Origin of the sequence: Anaerocolumna sp. AGMB13025 (assembly GCF_029689925.1) — a bacterium.
Lineage (GTDB): Bacteria > Bacillota > Clostridia > Lachnospirales > Lachnospiraceae > Anaerocolumna.
Genome location: NZ_CP121445.1, coordinates 1,663,434 through 1,681,209, shown reverse-complemented (window position 1 = coordinate 1,681,209; position 17,776 = coordinate 1,663,434). Strand labels below are relative to the sequence as shown.

The window sequence follows — 17,776 nt, the reverse complement described above, 5'->3', positions numbered from 1 at the left end:
AACGATTTTAACCTATGGAACTAATAACACCTTCTATTTTGCGGCAATATCGCAAGGGAACCTGCGATATGTAATAGGTATAAAAATGACGAGAAAATATAAACTATATATTCTTTTTCTTCTTACGATAACTTTATTTACCGGCTGTGCCAGATTATCAGTCAATCCTGGTGATTCGTCTGCCGGTCAGCCATCAAAGGACACTATTTCTACTGAAACTTCTACACCCTCCTCCACTGCTGAGGTTACAAAGACTCCGACGGTTACAGCTGTTCCCACACTGTCACCGACACCCTCACCAACCAGTAGTCCGACTCCGACAGAGGTACCTGCTGCCGTTACCAAGGAAGAAAAGGCGGCAAAAATCCTTTCTCAAATGACCCTTAACGAAAAGGTTGGTCAGATGTTTTTTGTTCGCTGCATAAAGTCACAGGCATTGGTGGATATCGAGAACTATCATCTTGGTGGATATATCCTTTTCGGGGATGATTTTAAAGATCAAACGAAAAGCAGCATTAAGTCCACTCTGTCCGCTTATCAGAAAGAATCAAAAATACCTATGTTAATCGGGGTAGATGAAGAAGGGGGAACCGTTAACCGGATCAGCAGAAATCCAGCATTTCGCAAGTATCCTTTTAAATCCCCTCAGGATTTATATAAAGAAGGCGGTTTTGGTTTAATTACCAGTGATACCAAAGAGAAGGCCCAGCTACTTAAAAGTCTCGGAATTAATGTAAACCTTGCACCGGTCAGTGATGTTTCCACAGACCCAAAAGATTTTATTTATGAACGTTCCTTTGGTAAGAATGCCGAAAAGACCTCGGATTATGTGAAAACTGTAGTTAATCAGATGAATAAATCCGGTATTGGCAGCACCTTAAAACATTTTCCCGGTTATGGCAGCAATGTAGATACCCATACCGGCATTGCAATCGATGAAAGAAGCTATGATACCTTTTTGACCAGTGACTTTCTTCCCTTTATAGCAGGTATAAAAGCCGGTGCCGGAAGTATTCTGGTATCCCATAATATTGTAACGTCCATGGATAAAAATCACCCTGCTTCCCTGTCCCCCAAAGTCCATCAGCTTCTTCGTGATGAATTAGGTTTTCAAGGTGTTATTATGACGGATGATTTAAGTATGGATGCGATTAAAGACTATACCGGTGATGAAGAAGCCGCAGTTCTCGCCATTTCTGCCGGGAATGACCTGGTGGTGGCTACGGATTATGAGGTGCAGATTCCGGCAGTTCTGTCTGCTATCAAGAGTGGTGAACTGACGAAAGACCGTATTGATGAAGCTGTAACCAGAATACTGCTTTGGAAACTTGACCTTGGATTAATAAAGTAAATACTGAAATTGACTTATCATTAACTTAAGTATACGTGAAAAGAAGAAGGCTTTCGTTCAAGTGTCAGCATACTGACACTTTCAAGCCTGAGCGGACCTGACAGCAATAACTTTTTCTCCCTGAGGTACGCATCCTGCACGGATTGCTTTTTATATTACGAGGATAGTTCAAAGAACGTTCCTTGTCATATAAAAAGAATTCCGGTCAGCGTCCTTAAACACACTGCCGGAATTCTGATCCAGGGTAAAACGTTATACCCTTATTTTTACCTTTCTTAAGATCAACTTCACAAATTCAGATATTACCACCACACTGATGGCAACGCAGAATATCTTAATCCACATTATGAAATCCAGTGGTATTGTAGTAAAGAAAGCTCCTGCGAATTGTATAATTAAAATCTGCAATATAAACGTAATTGTAATAACCAATAACATGGTTTTATTTTTTAACAAATGTTTGAATATGCTATTTGAACTTAATTCCCTGCAATTGAACGCATTGAATAATTGGAATATTGCAAATAAGGTAAAGAGCACCGTAGGCATCTGCTCCTTTGTAGCACCTAAAAAGTTAAATAGGTACTGGGATAAAAATACAATTGATATATAAGCCCCTGTTATTCCGATTCTTGCAAACATTGCCTTTGAAATAATATTCTCACTTCGTTTCGTTGGCAGGCGGTTCATAAGATCATCATGGGTCGGCTCAAGTCCTAAGGTAAGGGCTGGCGGACCATCCATGATTATGTTAATCCATAAGAGCTGTAACGCTGTAAACGGTGCTTTTAAGCCTAACAGGATGGAGACGAATACAACAATTACGGAAGATACATTAACCGTTAGCTGAAACTGTATAAACCGTCTGAAGTTTTCGTAAATTCCCCTTCCCCAGGCAACTGCTTTAACAATGGTGGTAAAGGAGTCATCAAGTAGTACGATATCGCTTGCTTCTTTTGATACTTCTGTACCGGATATACCCATTGCAATACCAACATCCGCATTCTTTAGTGCCGGTGCATCATTGATTCCGTCACCGGTAACCGCAACCACATTTCCCTGGGACTTTAACAGTTTTACCACTCTCATTTTGATAGTAGGAGTGCTTCGGGCTATAACACTTATTTGGGGCAGCATTTGCAGCAATTCTTCATCGCTTAAATCAACAAGTTCTTTCGCTTCCACTGCCTTATGTTCTTTGCTTAACAGATGGAGTTGGTCTGCAATGGCGGTAGCAGTAATAATATTGTCTCCGGTAAGTATCTTTAAATCAATTCCAGCAAGACGGCAGTTTTTGACCGCGTCGTATACATCCTCACGTAAAGGATCGGAGATAGCAACAAATCCATCAAAAACCATATTATTTTCCATAGAAGCATGATGAAGTTCATCTTCATAATCTAACATGCTCTCAAGTTCTTTATGGGCAAATGCTATGATACGCATTGCACGTTCCTGAGCGCTTTTCATATACTTCTCAATTTCTTTTTTTTCTAATTCAGAAATCTTACACATGGTGAAAACACATTCCGGACTGCCCTTTACATAGGAAATAATCTTGTTATCCACCTTACTGATTGTAGTCATGTGCTTTAATTCTGAGGAGAAAGGAAATGCATGCAGTACTTCGTGATCCGCTCTCTCATCCTTGTAGGACTTATTACTTTTCTGTCTGATCACCGACCGCTCATAGAAATTAAGCATTGCACATTCGGAAGGGTTTCCGATAAAGGAGCCATCCTGGGAGATATCAGCGGTGGTGTTAAGACAGACATTATGAATTATCCAGTTTGAGGTAAGTTCCTTGGGATTTTCATGCCATTTATCATCATAATAGGCTGTGACAGTCATCTTGTTTTCTGTCAAGGTGCCGGTTTTATCTGAACATATGACATTAATACAGCCTACCGTTTCAGAGGCTATCATTTTCTTCACTAAGGCATTCTGACGGGAAAGCTTAATAATATTAATGGAAAGAGAAACTGCAACAATTGTCGGAAGTCCTTCCGGTACTGCAGCTACAATGAGGACGATACTTGTTACAAAAGCTTCTAATACATTCTCAAAGGTAAGGCTGCCTGCCACGGCGAAGGAAATTATCTCTGAGATAAAAACGATTGTGGCTGCAATAACCCCTAAAAGTGTAATGGTTTTACCCAATCTGGACAGTTTTTCCTGAAGGGGTGTGGTACTTCTTTCGGTTTTTGTCAGTTCACTTGCTATTTTTCCGAATTCGGTATCATCACCTACCGAAGTAACCACCATTTTACAGTAACCGCTGGTAATGTAATTACCGGAATAAAGCATATTATATCGTTCTGCTAAAGGTGCCTTTTCATCTAAAATAATGATTTCCGCTTCTTTTTTAGTAGGAACACTTTCACCGGTTAATGCAGATTCATCTGCTGCCACCCCAGTACTCTCCAGTAATCTTCCATCCGCAGGAATTTTATCACCGGTGGAAAGTAAAACAATATCACCTGCTACAAGGTCTTTTTGACCTAATAATATAGTATCTCCATTCCGTATTACTTTGATCGTAGTATCCTCGCTGATCTTAGATAAAGCCTCAAAGGCCTTTGCGCTTTTTCCTTCCATAATTACGGTAATGATAACCGAAAGAGAGATTGCCGCAAAGATTCCAAGACATTCCAAAAAGTCTGCCTCTCCTCCTGTGGTGGCACGTATGATATTTACGATAACAGCTATGATACCAGCTACGATAAGCATTATGATCATAGGCTCACTCGCTGCTCCCCAGATACGCTTTAATAAAGATTCCGGTTTTTCTCTTGTGAGTGTGTTGCTTCCGTACTTCACTTTATTACGTTCTGCTTCTGATGTCGTTAACCCTGACAATGAATCTGTGTTCAGCCGTTTCAATACCTCTTCACGGCTTTCCATAAAGTCCATCATGTAAGTTCCTCCTATTGTTAGATTCGTTATAAAACACATGAAAAATCCCTGCAGCAGACTGTACAGCAATTTGATTTGCTGGTGCTGCAAAAAATTGTAAGAGAGCTTTTTTTATCAGTCCGAACATTACAACTGCCTTTACGACACAAAAAGACTCATGTGTAGCATTATGCTACACATGAGTCTATATATATTCATGTACAGCAATAACAGCTATACATGAGTCTCGTTCATTAAGACAAGCCAGACTAAAGAACAGTCAGTATGTTGACTTGACACACAATTCTTTGTGCAAACTACTCCCTCACGGGTATTTTATAATTATCAATAATATAACAGATGTATAAAACATTGTCAAGCCTAAGATTTCATTAATTTAAGGTCAAGATTAAGCCTTATATTAAGACAAAATAAGAAAAACTATATCTAAAATACTTTATATAAGTCATTCAGTCATTCAAACTTCGCAGTTATTTTTGTCTTGGTATACTTGATAAAATCAGCAAGGAACGTGGTTAAGAAAGCATTGATTATGCTATGTTTTATAAGCTTAGGATTCTGAGCCTGGAATTTACTAATGATTTTTTCATGTGGTAAAGCAAGACCCAAAAAGCACAAACTCCTCGCTATGCTCGTCAAACAGTGTGCATTTTGAGTCTGAACCACCTGAAAAAGTCATAAGTGAATGATCAGACTCCGAATAAAGCGCTTATGAAACATAGCATAATCATGCTTTCAATTTAGCTTTAGGGCTGATTTTGTCAAGTATTTTTAAGTTTATTAACTGCGAAGTTTGAGTAAATCACTTAAATCTATAATTACATCATACTATGAATTAAACTGGTTTCTTATGCCATTACTATATAAGTCTTATTACTTCTCTGATCCAGTCATCAATTTCTTTTTGAATTTATAGTACTCTCTCTCTTCTGTTCTGCTATTGCTTTTTCTGGGGGGCTTTCCTTTTTTCCGTTACTGCTTTTTGCCTATCTTCTGCCGCTTTCTTTTTCTCCAAATCACCTTTCTTTCTGTAATCTATCGCATTCTTTTTCTCAATCTCAGTTTTTCTTCTGTCGTCTATTGCTTTCTTTTTCTCAAGTTCAGCTTTCCTTCTGTAATCTATCGCTTTCTTTTTCTCAAGCTCAGCTTTTCTGTCGTCTATCGCTTTCTTTTTCTCAGGTTCAGCTTTTCTTCTGTCGTCTATCGCTTTCTTTTTCTCAAGCTCAGCTTTTTCTCTAACTTTTGCTTTCTTCCTTTCATCAGCAGCAGCTTTCTGCTTTTTATCCGCAGCAGTCCGCTTGGCAGCAGTAAGATTCCTGCTCTGCTTAACCTCTTTCACTGATTCAGCAGATCTTACAGCTGATTGTTTATCCTTTCCTGCTGCATCACTGTTTTCCTTAAGTCTAACCTGTTTTACAGCAGATTCTGATGTGGTAGCTGCATAAGACTGATTCACTCCAAATATAAATGGGGAGGATACCAGTAATGCGCCGAATGCCATTACTCTTAACTTTCCTAGTAATGTAATGGATTGTCTTTCCTTATCGTTTCTTTGGTCGCTTTTTGTACTTAATTTCATAAATCAACATCCTTTCATTTTGGGGACAACACCTGTTATCTTATTGTCCTCCACGAAACGAGGCTGCTGCAAAATCATATGAATATTAGCTGTTTATCCGCCCGGACTTAAAATATAAAATTCAGTGATTTAAAAGTTTATCCCAGGTTCAACTACCAATCTATAATTTTACAACGCCCTATATCTATAAACTGTTTTGGTAACAGATTAAGTTTAGGATAAGGATGCATCATAGTTGAATCAATTCTGTGATAAGTTAAGTAACGCTTCCCCTTTCAACCGGTATATCCTCCAGCCACCATTTTGAACGGCACCTATGCTTTCATAAAATTTAATGGATGGTTCATTCCAGTCCAGGCAGGTCCATTCCATTCCCCAGCAGTTTCTCTTAACCGCCAATTCTGCCAGATAAGCTAACACAGCTTTCCCAAAACCCCTCCCTCTGTAGGATGGTCTAATAAAGATATCTTCGAGATAAAGCCCCGGCTTTCCGATAAAGGAAGAAAAGTTATAAAAGTACATGGCATAACCGACAGTTACCCCATTAAGTTCTGCAAGTATGACCTCCGCGACTTTCCTGTCAAAAATAGATTCCCTAAGGTCTTCCCTGGATGCTATCACCCGGTCTTCCAGCTTCTCATAGACTGCCAGCTCCTTGATTAAATCATAGATTAATGTGATATCCTTTTCTTCCGCAAATCTTAAAGTAAATTCTTCTGTTTGATTCATGCTGTATCTCCTTTATTTTTCCTTTTATCTTTATTTCCTTTTATCTGTTTTTCCTTCTATCTGTTTTTCCTTTTACTAATTTCCTCCTGAATCCGTTTTACCGCCAATTCTATATCCTCATCCTCACAATTACATATGCAGAGCCGGATCCCTTCCGCATGTGGAAAGTCTTCAATAAAACAGTTTGCCGTATTGCTAACGATTATCCCTGATTTTGATAACGCTTTTAGGATCGACTCTGCCTTATCTTCCAGTTCAAGATAGGCATAAAGACCGGTAGGCGGAATATGGCAGATCACCTTATGATTTAACCACTGGTTGCAGGCATTTTTTAGAGTTTCCATCTTACCTTTATAAAACTTTTTCGTCCTTGCCGCATGGGATTTATACATGCTGCTTTTTAGGTAAATTTCTAATGCACCCTGAGTAAGTACGGTAGTGTTTAAGTCCATGCACTGCTTATACGTTAAAAATTCCTCCTGTAACACTTTGGGAAGGATCGTCATGCCAAGGCGCATTCCGGGAAGGATTGTCTTGGAAAAGCTCCGTATGTATATGATTCTTTCCTTATCACCTAAAGCATATAACGTATCTGTCCTTTCATTTCGTTCTAAGTCCGCCACATAATCATCTTCAACGATATAGACCCCATATTGTTTTGAAAGCCGAATAATTTCCCTTTTCTGCTCCTCGCTGTAGCAAAAGCCGGTAGGATTTTGATAACGGGGCATGGTATAAAAAAACTTGATACCGCCTTGTTTAAAGATTTCTTCCAGTTCCTCTAGATCAATTCCCGCAGCCGTTCTTCTTATTCCAAGAACAGGGATATTATTGCATTTAAGAACTTTCAGCATAACTGAATAAGTAGGCTGTTCCACCAATACTTTCGTATTCTTACCGGGAAATGACATAGCTGCCAGGATATATAAAACCTGTTGTGCTCCATTCGTTATAAAGATATCCGTATCCTTCGTAAAGATCTGGAAGTTCATTAAATGTTTGGCCAGTACCGCCCTTAATTCCTCCATTCCCTGAGGGGAGGAATACTCGAACAGCTTATTTTTATATATCGATATAGATTTCTCCATACAGTGATAAAAGTCCTTATATGGATTAATGAAATCGGGAGGGCGTACCGAAACTAAATCTATACCGCTCTTTTTATTAACTGGAATGTTAGACTTTACGACATAAAACCCGCTTTTTAAAGCAGAATATATCAAATGCTCCTCCTCCAGCAGACTATAGGCTTTTAGTACGGTATCTGAATTGTAACCGCTGTCCCTGACATATTGTCTGACCGACGGCAGTTTTTCACCGGGTTTATAATGACCTTCCTGGATTTCTTTCCTGAGAGCATCAGCAATCTGATTATATTTATACATTTATATGGTCCTCCCATCTTATCTGTACCGGTACAGATGCCAGATTCTTATCTTGCCTAATTACTATGGTTTTCTTATGATACTTGTAAGTGAATAAAATTACTAATTACTATATCACAAAAATAAAAAGGAGAGAATAGATTATGAAAAATATGCCGGTAAACTCAGAGGAATTAACCCACAGTACGAAAAAATTCCCGATAAACTTTAAAGAATTAGAACAGATTATATCAAAATACCCTACTCCCTTTTACATCTATGATGAGAAAGCAATAAGAGAGAATATACGTAGGCTTTACAAAGCTTTTTCGTGGAATACAGGCTTTCGTGAATATTTTGCAGTAAAGTCTGCTCCAAACCCCTTTATCCTGAACGCATTTAAAGAGGAGCACTGCGGAGTGGACTGTGCTTCCCTTACGGAATTGATTTTAGCGGATTCCTGCGGATTTTCAGGGGATGATATTATGTTTACCTCTAATGTAACCACAAAGGAGGAATTTATGAAGGCCAAGAGCCTTGATGCCATTATCAATCTGGACGATTATAGCCACATAGATTATTTACAAAACTGTGCTGGTATACCAGAGCTTGTCTGCTTACGCTTAAATCCCGATTGCACCATCACATATCAGGATAACATAATTTTGGATTATAAGAATTACAAATTTGGATTTACAGAAGATGCATTCATTGAGGGCATAAAGCTGCTTAAAACGAAAGGAGCCAGAAGGTTTGGACTTCATTGTCAGTTCGGTTCCCACCGACGGGAAGCAGAATATTTTGGTGATAATGCAAGACTGGTATTTAAAAAAGCGGTTGAAATTAGTACCCTCGCCGGCATTACACTAGAGTTTATTAATTTAGCCGGCGGAATAGGGATCCCTTATAAAGAGGATTCTCCTGCGGATATCGAAGCCATCAGCTGGCACATAAAAGCCGCTTATGATGAAGTGCTTGGCACTGCGGGTCTTACTTCCCTTCCATTATATCTGGAACTTGGAATCTTCATGACGGGACCTTACGGATACTTTGTCTCATCCGTCCTCCATGTAAAAGAAACCGTCAAAACCTTTCTCGGTCTTGACGCTTCTACCAACTGCTTTATGAGTCCTTTACGATATTCCAATTATTATCACATCACAGCTGCCGGTAAAGAAAAAGAAGAACCGAATCAGGTATATGACATTACCGGCGCGTTATGTGAAAATAGAGACAAGTTTGCCATTGATTATCACCTGCCCAGGATGAAACCAGGTGATGTGTTGATTTTTCATGATGCCGGAGCTTATACTTACGCTCATAGCCATAACTTTAACGGTAAGCTAAGACCGGCAGAACTACTGCTTTGTACAGATGGCTCCGTGAAACAGATCAGGCGGGCAGAGTCAACAGCCGATTATTTTGCAACTTTGGATTATCCGATAAAATCCAGGTAATGCCCTTATTATGCCTGAATGATTTCCCGGTCAACATGAATTAGTTCGCCTTCTGTGTTACCCTCTATAAAATTAATGATGGTATCCATCATACTGTCTGCATGGGAGGTGTCGCCCGCAACTAAAGTAAGCCCAAGGACCGTTATCTGATGGATATCCTGCTCTTCTATCTCTGCTATGGACACATTGAATTTGTTACGGACTTTTGCACACATACTTTTCACCACCATACGTTTTTCTTTTAGAGAATGAACCCAGGGGGTGTGTATTTTAACTTTCAGCGTCCCGATAAACATGCTTATGACTCCTTCTTTTCCACTCTGCCAACTGAAGCCGCATATACAACAAATTCATTGTCCTCCTCAGCGGAAGGCGTTGAATCAAGACCGAGAAGAGCATCTGCCAGCGGCTGTTCATAGGCGCCGATTCCACAAGTTCCACAGCCTATGGCCTCACTGGCCAGATATAAATTCTGGCACAAATGACCTGCATCTAACAAGGCATATTTCTGTGCATTCGTAGTATAACGCCACTCTGTACGGTATGGTACCACGGTCCATACAAACGCAACCGGTGCATTTGCAAAAAATGCCTGACCGCAATATGCTGCATCTACCTTTTGAATCTGATTTTCTATCGTTCCCAAGAACTCCAATGCATGCTCAAGAGGTAAGTAATGATAAAGCCCCTGTTCCAAACCATTTACCCGATTTACAAACAGATAGGTTTCAAAAGGATGTCTTGCACCTGCCGAGGGTACTGTTCGTATCGTAGCTTTTCGTCCTGTCCCGATAACCTTCTTAACCCCCTGGCTTGCCCATAATAAGAAGGCCAGTTCTTCTAACTTAAGGGATTCATCCGTATATTTACGTTTACTGGTTCTGGTATTGACAAGTGAAAGAAAATCATTATTAATAACTACCTGGTCAAATTCTTTCGTCAGGGGAATTATTTTGTCGCTTATTTTTTCTTTTGTTAACGGAGGCTGTGTTACTCCCAAATCCTGATCACTGTCAATATCGTCATCGTTTGTTTTCATGACTTCTCTTAATTCCTTTAATTTAGCCTTTAATTGTTCCTTATCCATAACTTCTCCTTCAAACTTAAACTTAGTTTTATTCATATGTAGAATGTATGAATAAATCCCTTTTCTCTTACTGATAACCTTTTTCTCTTATCAATTCACTTTTCAATTCAATTATCAATTCCACTTTTCAATTCACTTCTCATTTCACTTTTCATTTCACTTCTCATTTCACTTTTCACTTACTGTTTTCATTCTCCGGAATTACTTTTTATTTAAATTTCTCACCTGTCAGCTTTTCACTTAGTTCAAATAACCGTTTTGCATCCTTTTTACTTTTGGCGGCTTTTGAAGTTTTAGACATCCAGCAGCGGTAAAAATACTTTCCGGTAATTTTAGCTACGTCAGGGCTGGTAGCAAGGTAAATCGCAGTACTGGCACCCATTTCGGGGGTAATGAAATAAGGTTTTAACAAACCTACTAAGGTTTTCCCAAACCCTGTATTCCTGTCAATTCCCATGGAAGTTGCCACTGCTCCGGGATGGCAGCAATTAACGGTGATTCCCCTGTCACGGAGACGTTCTGCAAGCTCTCTTGCAAATAAAATGTTGGCAAGCTTGGACTGGCTGTAAGCAGTTACCACATTAAATCCATATTTTAAATTATAATCATTAAAATGTATCCTGCCGATTTTATGTGCACCGGAGGCTACCACCACAATTCTGCCGCCTTGTTTCATTCGGTCTAATAACCTTAGTGTCAGTAAAAAGTGACCAATATGATTTACCCCAAATTGCTCCTCCAAGCCATCTTCCGTTTCCCTTCTGTTCAGAGAAATGACCCCGGCATTATTGACCAGCACATCCAGTTTTTCATATTTTTCTTTAAACTCCTCCGTAAATTGACGGATATTCTCCAGGCTGGCAAGATTACATAACATAAGGGATAAATCTCTGCTCTCTACTTCCTGTAATTCCCTTAATGCTGCCTCTCCTCGTTCCCTGCTTCGGCAAAGCATGATTACCTGATATCCCTGATCTGCAAGAGCGGCTACTGTCGCTTTACCCATACCGGAATTAGCGCCGGTAACTAAGGCTGTTTTTTTCTTACCTTCCTCGTTCGGAATGGATTGCTCCTTCGACTCTGACATTTCTGGCTCCTTTCAGCTATATCGCATTTATAATCTGATACTCATACAAATACTGTTACTGTCTTCCTTATACTGTCCATAGTTTTCCATAATCTCAAAACCCAGTTTTTTATATAAAGAGATTGCTTCAATCTGCTTTTGACCGGTTTCAAGTATCATGGTCTCATATCCTTTTTCTCTCGCGCTGTCAATTAATTTTCTTACTATATATGTACTATAACCATTTCCCCGATATGCCTTGTTTACATATACTCTTTTTGATTCCACTACTTTAGGGGCATATTCTTTAAAACCCCCACATGCAAAAGGTGTACTTTCATCATACAAAAGCAGGACATCCCTGATATGTAAAAGACCGTTATAAGCCGTATACTTACTCTGTTCCTCACCATATATCCCATAAAATTCTTTTTCTACTTCTTCTGAGAGCTTAGCAAAATCGGTATCGTCACCGTCAGTATATTTCTCGATAAATTCCATATTTTCTCCTAATAGTTATATTACATTAAGTAGCACTAATAAAACACTCTTTTCTTCTGTTTATGGATTTGATTTGTTAAGGTCTCTGTTTGAACTCCGTTTCTTAACAATTATACTCCACGAAAGAAGTCACATAAAGCCTTTACACTCTCTGCCTTAGTCGCCCAGGAGGTTACGAATCTGACCGCACTATGAGTTTCATCCATTTTCTTTTGGATGGAGAACACGAATTCCTTCTCCAGTTTTTCAATGGTCTCATTTGTCAGAATCGGAAATATCTGATTGGTGCCAGTCGGTGCTAAAAAGGAATAACCCAGTTCTTTTAAGACCCCTGCTATCTTTTCGGCCATTTCATTGGCATGGGCTCCTAATTCAAAATAGAGATTATCGCAAAACAAGGCTTCAAACTGGATACCCAGAACAAAACCTTTTGCCATTAATGCACCTCTTTGCTTAATGAGGTAACGGAAATCCTCCTTTAACTCCTCCTTGCAGATAACCAGTACTTCTCCAAGAAGAGCACCATTTTTGGTGCCACCGATATAGAATACATCCACTAACTCTGCAATGTCTTTTAACTCCAGATCATTTTCCTGACAGGTCATAGCCGACCCCATACGGGCTCCGTCTAAGAATAAGATTAATCCATTTAATTTGCAGATGTGATGGATTGCGGATAATTCTGCCTTCGTATAGATGGTTCCTACCTCTGTGGTATCGGAGAGGTATACCATCTTAGGCTGTACCATATGTTCATCGGTATGATAGTCAAGGGCCGCCTGTATAATAGCAGGGGTAAGCTTTCCGTCTTTGCAGGGCATGGCAATTACTTTATGTCCCGTGGCTTCAATAGCTCCTGTTTCATGTACATTAATATGTCCCGTATCCGCAGCAATTACGCACTGGTGTGGTCGCAGGAAGGAGGATATGACTAAGAGGTTGGTTTGGGTGCCTCCTGGTATAAAGTGGATATCTGCCTTGTCATTGAATATCAGCTTATAGATATATTCCTTGGCTTTCGACGTATGAATATCTTCTCCATAACCCGCATTCTGTTCCAGATTGGATTTTATTAATAAATCAAGCACCGCCGGATGAGCGCCTTCGCTGTAATCATTTATAAAACTATACATAGGTCTACCTTATTTAATGAGTCCTTTATTAGTTCCCACTCATTACAATTCCTTTCTCTGTTCACTGAAATCTTGTTTTATATGCAATATGATGTAACTATGCAATGTGAAGTATCAATACAATATGGTTTATCAATCTAATATAAGTATCATAGCTAAATCTCCATAAGTCTCTCTGCTATGGCATCCATATAACATTGATCCGTTCCACAGCAGCCTCCTAGTATTTTAAACTTATATTCCTTACAAAGCTTAATCATTCCCGCTGACAATTCCACCGGGTCAGAAACAATAATATCACCGCCGCCTTCTAACTCCTCCGGTGTCATTGGTGATGCGTTAGCCTGAATTCCCATAAAACGTTCCCTTACAACCGCTGTCTGATTAAAGGTCTGTGACAGCGCTTTATCTAAAATAAATGGATGGACACAGTTCGTCATATAACAGACTGGTTTACGTACTGTCTCACTGTCAATTATTTTAATGGCCTCAGAGATGGCAGTCCCATCGATTAATCTTCCATTTTCCCGAATCATAAAACTAATGATATAAGGTAACCCTGTATCCTCCATGGCATTTGCCATACCAACCGCCTCCGGCAATGCAGGCATAATACCTGCAAATAGATAATCTGCTTTTGCCGCTTTAAATAATTCTGCCTGCCAGGAATGAAAGTTATGTGCGTCCCTGGTACTTAATTGCTCCGTTGCCTTATAGGCGTCCCCTTTACAACCCATCAAACCGCCAATCAATACCGGATGGGAATATTCCTCACTTAAATGCCGCATAAAAGCAACATTATCTTTAATAATATCCGCACTATATGCTGAACTTCCTACCCGTTCCCTATTTGCTCTCCTGGTAGGTGTGGTTAACATAACCGGATATCCGAATTTTACACCAGTTTTAATATACTGACTGTATATCTCTTTTAAGGCACTTCTGGACTGTTCCTTGTATATATGACCAGCTAATGCCACCGGCTCGTCTAAATCCAGGAAGTATTCATGTTTCAGCCGTTCTCCGACTGCGCCTTCCATTAATAATATCTTATTATTTTCATAACTTTCCAAAAAATTCATCCGTTGCTCCCTTTTTTAATAAGGTTCATCTTTACCAGGATAATTATACCACTGTTATTTCTTACTTTCTACCCTGTAATAAATTAGATAAGTAATGGTAATCCGTTTTGAAAAGACCTACCCATAGCTTTGGCTATAGGTAAGTCCGTATTTATACTTGTTTTTATTTTACTTTCTCATACTGTTTAAACTTCTCGTAATCGGCTTTTTTACACTCCAAAGTAATCCATATGCCATCGGCTTCATACTTGGTGGATTTTATAGCTGCGTGTTCATTGAAATAAGCTACCACATTTCCCTTATCATAGGGTATCAGCATTTCCAGTTCTACATAATCTTTAAATACCTGTTCCTTTATCCTGTCTGTCAATTGCTCCATACCAAGCTTTTTCTTGGCAGATATCATAATTATATTATCTGTCTCTGCCTCAGGCTTATCCTTTTCACTGTTATCTTCAGATAGCCGTAAGTCAATCTTATTATAAGCATATATTTCCGGGATGTTGTCAGCCCCGAGTTCTTTCAAGGTTTCTTTCGTAACCTCAATCTGCCTTTTATAATTGGGATTGGAGTAATCCACCACATGCAGGAGCAAATCTGCCTCTGCAACTTCTTCTAACGTGGAACGGAATGCTTTTACCAGATGATGGGGCAGTTTACTGATAAACCCTACGGTATCTGTTAATAAAAAGGATTTATGATCCGGCAGACTGATGTTTCTTACGGAAGTCTCCAGGGTCGCAAACAGCATATCCTTTTCAAATACCTGCTTTTCCATATCAGAATGGTACATTCCCAACATGGTATTCATAATGGTAGACTTTCCCGCATTGGTATATCCTACTAGTGCAATAACCGGAACCTCATTCTTTTTACGGCGTTTGCGCTGGTTTTGACGCTGCGCTACTAAAACTTCCAGTTCTTTATTCAGGGCGCTGATTCTGTCCTCTAATTTTCTGTGATCCAGCTCCAGCTTCTTTTCACCGGTCCCTTTATTTCTAAGACCGGAACCTCCTCCCTGACGTCCCAGCGCATCACTGGCACCGGCTAATCTGGGCAGCATATACTGAAGTCTGGCAATCTCTACCTGAAGCTGCGCTTCTTTGGTTTTTGCCCTATTTGCAAAGATATCCAGAATCAAAACCGTCCGGTCTATTACCCGGCATTTTAAGACTTCTTCCAGATTGCGGACCTGTGAGGGAGATAATTCGTCATTAAAGATTACAAGATCTGCTTCTCTTTCTTTGACAAATTCTAAAACCTCCTCTAACTTGCCTCTGCCAAAATAATGTATAGGATTAATTCTTGACAGGTTCTGGCTCATTTCCCCTACCGTTTCAATATCGCAGGCTTTAGCCAGATTACATAGTTCCTCCATTGAATTATTAAAATCTGCATTATTGTTTAAATTAGCTCCTAAGAGTATCGCTTTTTGTCTTTGTTCCATATAATATCCTCCATTTAAAATTTGGTAAACAGACTTCTGCCTGCAAAAGATAAACGGAGAATATCAGCCCACTTTTTACTATAAATGCCCTTTTTATTCCTATAGCAGAGGCTTTTATTGCCTAGTAAATTCAAAATAATTTTCTGTAAAAGAACAAGCATCATAACCTGCCAGGTTTTAGCATAGACGCGCTGCCACATCAGTGACACTTTCCACTTAAATTTAATGCGTATTCTGCTTAAGGTGCTCTTTATTTTAAGAGATAAGTTCAGAGAACTTTCCTCGTAAAATAAATAAAAGATATAGAAAAAAGAGGGCAGAACCTCCCTCCTTTTATCCATATCATTCATTTTGATTCGTTCAAAAAGGTTTTCTTAAAAATAGGCAGACCAATCCCGTTTACCCTGCATTAGCAGAGTGTTTTAGCATTATGAAATTATTCACATATCGCTCCAAGACGAAATTTAATCCAAAAAATTCCCATTTTTAAGCAACCCTCCAATCCTAAAGTTATACTCATAATACCATACTGATACCACAACTGCAAGGAAATATTATATCTTCCAGTTTAAACACCTTCCAGATTTTTAATCATATTCGGTGCTTCTTCCAGTTTGACATGATTGATTTCCTCTAACGTCGCACTCTTAAAGGCCGGCGCTTTCTTAATTACCTTAACCCATATAAGCGCAAATCCAAATAAGATTACCAGTAATACAAAGAATATCTTATAGATAAAAATTCTGGCTTCTCCTTCTGCAATATTCCAAATCATAAATACATCTCCGGCTATGCATAGTATCTGAGGGATTCCTAATAATGTAAGCTTATTATTCCGACCAGGTGCCTTCGGATACCTTTTCCTTAACACCAGCACTGTTATATTTACCATAATATAAGACGTAAGCCAGAAACAGGATGCTGCTAAAAGAAGGTTGGTGAGACCGGAACTTGTTGCAAAACCAGTTATTAATATCACTGCAATGATACCGCTCATGAATACAAGTCCTGCTATCGGTGTTCCTTTCGGGTTCTTTTTATTAAAGAATCCCGGCATCATCTGTGCATCTGCCATTCCGCTTAAAATTCTGGTTACACTTCCAAGTACGGTATTAATCGTACTGACACCGGCAAGGATGGTTATAATCCCCATCCATTTGGCTCCTGCTTTCCCAAGTAAGTTTTCAGCAAATACCATATGGGGCATATCTGAACTTGACAGTTCTTTAAGGGTTACGTAATTAAACATTCCAGTGCTTAATAAAGTCTGAACCACGAATAATAAAAGAACTCCCAGTATCATAGCAAGCGGAACATCTCTTTTCGGATTTTTCAAGTTCTTTGATATGGGTATCACGAACTCGATACCAATAAACATCCAAAAAGCTAATGCCAGAAGGGATATGATCCCTGAGAAACCAGTAACCACCGGAGCTGTCTGGGCAGAAGCTTCCACCACCGCACCAGTTCCTAATTTAAATGCACTGATGATACCCATTAATACCAGGGAACCAATGAGTAATACAACTACTATATTCTGAAATTTAGCAAATATATCAACACCAAAGTAATTTACTACCACAAGGAATGCTAAAACAAACAGACTGATTATTACAGCTGGTATCTGAGGGAAAAATGTGTTCTGAAGTACTATGCCGCACATAGCCATTTCAACAGAACCGGCCAGGATATTTGTTATAACATATGCTGACAGGTTGGAGACGATAGACGGCACTGGTCCTAACCCAGCTAGGGTATATTGTCCGAGACCTCCTTCCACCTCAGGCATTAAACCATGCAGTTCATTAAAGGATAGAGCAAGTAAAATATTTAAACCAACAACGATAGCCATAGCTATGATAAATCCTCTTCCTGCCAGACCTGTTCCTAACCCTAAGGATAAGAGGCAGGTTGTTGCTACAATTAGTCCTACGCATACGGATATGGCACTTCCAAGTCCTAACTTTTTCTCTGTCATAAAATTCTCCTTTCTTCATAAGAGCTGTGACCACCAGACTCTAACTGATGCAAGCCAAAAAGGCATCTTGGCATATGCAAGACACC

The 17,776-nt window shown here is 39.4% G+C and carries 14 protein-coding genes; 2 read left to right on the top strand and 12 right to left on the bottom strand.

What is annotated here, in order from left to right; genetic code table 11:
* Positions 1–85 precede the first annotated feature (85 nt).
* Complete coding sequence (locus QA584_RS06890) at positions 86–1,351, top strand: glycoside hydrolase family 3 protein (protein WP_278273776.1); 1,266 nt, start codon at positions 86–88, stop codon at positions 1,349–1,351.
* A 252-nt stretch (positions 1,352–1,603) separates the two neighbouring features.
* On the opposite strand, the gene QA584_RS06885 is transcribed toward QA584_RS06890, so the two are convergent.
* The 4 genes from QA584_RS06885 to QA584_RS06870 form a co-directional block, all read right to left on the bottom strand.
* Positions 1,604–4,267, bottom strand: a complete 2,664-nt coding sequence (locus QA584_RS06885; RefSeq protein ID WP_278273775.1) for a calcium-translocating P-type ATPase, PMCA-type — start codon at positions 4,265–4,267, stop codon at positions 1,604–1,606.
* Between the two features lie 937 nt (positions 4,268–5,204).
* On the bottom strand, positions 5,205–5,846 hold the full coding sequence (locus QA584_RS06880; RefSeq protein WP_278273774.1) for a hypothetical protein: 642 nt from the start codon (positions 5,844–5,846) through the stop codon (positions 5,205–5,207).
* 240 nt (positions 5,847–6,086) lie between these two features.
* Entirely contained in the window at positions 6,087–6,575 is a 489-nt protein-coding gene (locus tag QA584_RS06875; RefSeq protein ID WP_278273773.1) for a GNAT family N-acetyltransferase, read from the bottom strand.
* A 56-nt stretch (positions 6,576–6,631) separates the two neighbouring features.
* Positions 6,632–7,960 carry an aminotransferase-like domain-containing protein gene (locus QA584_RS06870; protein WP_278273772.1) on the bottom strand — a complete coding sequence of 443 codons (1,329 nt, stop codon included), beginning with the start codon at positions 7,958–7,960 and terminating at the stop codon, positions 6,632–6,634.
* A 143-nt stretch (positions 7,961–8,103) separates the two neighbouring features.
* Between QA584_RS06870 and QA584_RS06865 the strand changes: the two genes are divergently transcribed.
* On the top strand, positions 8,104–9,396 hold the full coding sequence (locus QA584_RS06865) for a diaminopimelate decarboxylase family protein (protein ID WP_331487853.1): 1,293 nt from the start codon (positions 8,104–8,106) through the stop codon (positions 9,394–9,396).
* 8 nt (positions 9,397–9,404) lie between these two features.
* Here QA584_RS06865 and QA584_RS06860 read toward each other — a convergent pair whose 3' ends face one another.
* The 8 genes from QA584_RS06860 to QA584_RS06825 all read right to left on the bottom strand — a co-directional run bounded on the left by QA584_RS06860 (position 9,405) and on the right by QA584_RS06825 (position 17,690).
* Positions 9,405–9,692 (bottom strand): DUF503 domain-containing protein, encoded by a 288-nt coding sequence (locus QA584_RS06860; protein WP_278273771.1) that lies wholly within the window; start codon positions 9,690–9,692, stop codon positions 9,405–9,407.
* A gap of 2 nt (positions 9,693–9,694) precedes the next feature.
* On the bottom strand, positions 9,695–10,483 hold the full coding sequence (locus QA584_RS06855) for a SagB/ThcOx family dehydrogenase (RefSeq protein ID WP_278273770.1): 789 nt from the start codon (positions 10,481–10,483) through the stop codon (positions 9,695–9,697).
* 208 nt (positions 10,484–10,691) lie between these two features.
* On the bottom strand, positions 10,692–11,570 hold the full coding sequence (locus tag QA584_RS06850) for an SDR family oxidoreductase (RefSeq protein WP_278273769.1): 879 nt from the start codon (positions 11,568–11,570) through the stop codon (positions 10,692–10,694).
* Between the two features lie 27 nt (positions 11,571–11,597).
* A complete protein-coding gene (locus tag QA584_RS06845) occupies positions 11,598–12,050 on the bottom strand; it encodes a GNAT family N-acetyltransferase (RefSeq protein WP_278273768.1) in 453 nt (150 codons plus the stop codon).
* A gap of 110 nt (positions 12,051–12,160) precedes the next feature.
* Positions 12,161–13,183: a threonine aldolase family protein gene (locus QA584_RS06840; protein WP_278273767.1), complete on the bottom strand. Its 1,023-nt coding sequence runs from the start codon at positions 13,181–13,183 to the stop codon at positions 12,161–12,163.
* Between the two features lie 155 nt (positions 13,184–13,338).
* The gene (locus tag QA584_RS06835) at positions 13,339–14,265 is read right to left on the bottom strand and encodes a homocysteine S-methyltransferase family protein (protein WP_278273766.1); all 927 of its coding nucleotides are present in this window, start codon (positions 14,263–14,265) and stop codon (positions 13,339–13,341) included.
* A gap of 163 nt (positions 14,266–14,428) precedes the next feature.
* The gene (hflX, locus tag QA584_RS06830) at positions 14,429–15,712 is read right to left on the bottom strand and encodes a GTPase HflX (protein ID WP_278273765.1); all 1,284 of its coding nucleotides are present in this window, start codon (positions 15,710–15,712) and stop codon (positions 14,429–14,431) included.
* Between the two features lie 568 nt (positions 15,713–16,280).
* Positions 16,281–17,690 carry an APC family permease gene (locus tag QA584_RS06825; protein WP_278273764.1) on the bottom strand — a complete coding sequence of 470 codons (1,410 nt, stop codon included), beginning with the start codon at positions 17,688–17,690 and terminating at the stop codon, positions 16,281–16,283.
* Between the last annotated feature and the right edge of the window lie 86 nt (positions 17,691–17,776).

What these genes read in the sequence shown, in the direction of transcription:
- QA584_RS06835 (WP_278273766.1), bottom strand. Translation starts at nt 14,265, where the DNA reads ATGAATTTTTTGGAAAGTTATGAAAATAATAAGATATTATTAATGGAA.
- QA584_RS06855 (WP_278273770.1), bottom strand. Translation starts at nt 10,483, where the DNA reads ATGGATAAGGAACAATTAAAGGCTAAATTAAAGGAATTAAGAGAAGTC.
- QA584_RS06840 (WP_278273767.1), bottom strand. Translation starts at nt 13,183, where the DNA reads ATGTATAGTTTTATAAATGATTACAGCGAAGGCGCTCATCCGGCGGTG.
- QA584_RS06845 (WP_278273768.1), bottom strand. Translation starts at nt 12,050, where the DNA reads ATGGAATTTATCGAGAAATATACTGACGGTGACGATACCGATTTTGCT.
- QA584_RS06865 (WP_331487853.1), top strand. Translation starts at nt 8,104, where the DNA reads ATGAAAAATATGCCGGTAAACTCAGAGGAATTAACCCACAGTACGAAA.
- QA584_RS06880 (WP_278273774.1), bottom strand. Translation starts at nt 5,846, where the DNA reads ATGAAATTAAGTACAAAAAGCGACCAAAGAAACGATAAGGAAAGACAA.
- QA584_RS06825 (WP_278273764.1), bottom strand. Translation starts at nt 17,690, where the DNA reads ATGACAGAGAAAAAGTTAGGACTTGGAAGTGCCATATCCGTATGCGTA.
- QA584_RS06850 (WP_278273769.1), bottom strand. Translation starts at nt 11,570, where the DNA reads ATGTCAGAGTCGAAGGAGCAATCCATTCCGAACGAGGAAGGTAAGAAA.
- QA584_RS06875 (WP_278273773.1), bottom strand. Translation starts at nt 6,575, where the DNA reads ATGAATCAAACAGAAGAATTTACTTTAAGATTTGCGGAAGAAAAGGAT.
- QA584_RS06885 (WP_278273775.1), bottom strand. Translation starts at nt 4,267, where the DNA reads ATGATGGACTTTATGGAAAGCCGTGAAGAGGTATTGAAACGGCTGAAC.
- QA584_RS06860 (WP_278273771.1), bottom strand. Translation starts at nt 9,692, where the DNA reads ATGTTTATCGGGACGCTGAAAGTTAAAATACACACCCCCTGGGTTCAT.
- QA584_RS06870 (WP_278273772.1), bottom strand. Translation starts at nt 7,960, where the DNA reads ATGTATAAATATAATCAGATTGCTGATGCTCTCAGGAAAGAAATCCAG.
- hflX (WP_278273765.1), bottom strand. Translation starts at nt 15,712, where the DNA reads ATGGAACAAAGACAAAAAGCGATACTCTTAGGAGCTAATTTAAACAAT.
- QA584_RS06890 (WP_278273776.1), top strand. Translation starts at nt 86, where the DNA reads ATGACGAGAAAATATAAACTATATATTCTTTTTCTTCTTACGATAACT.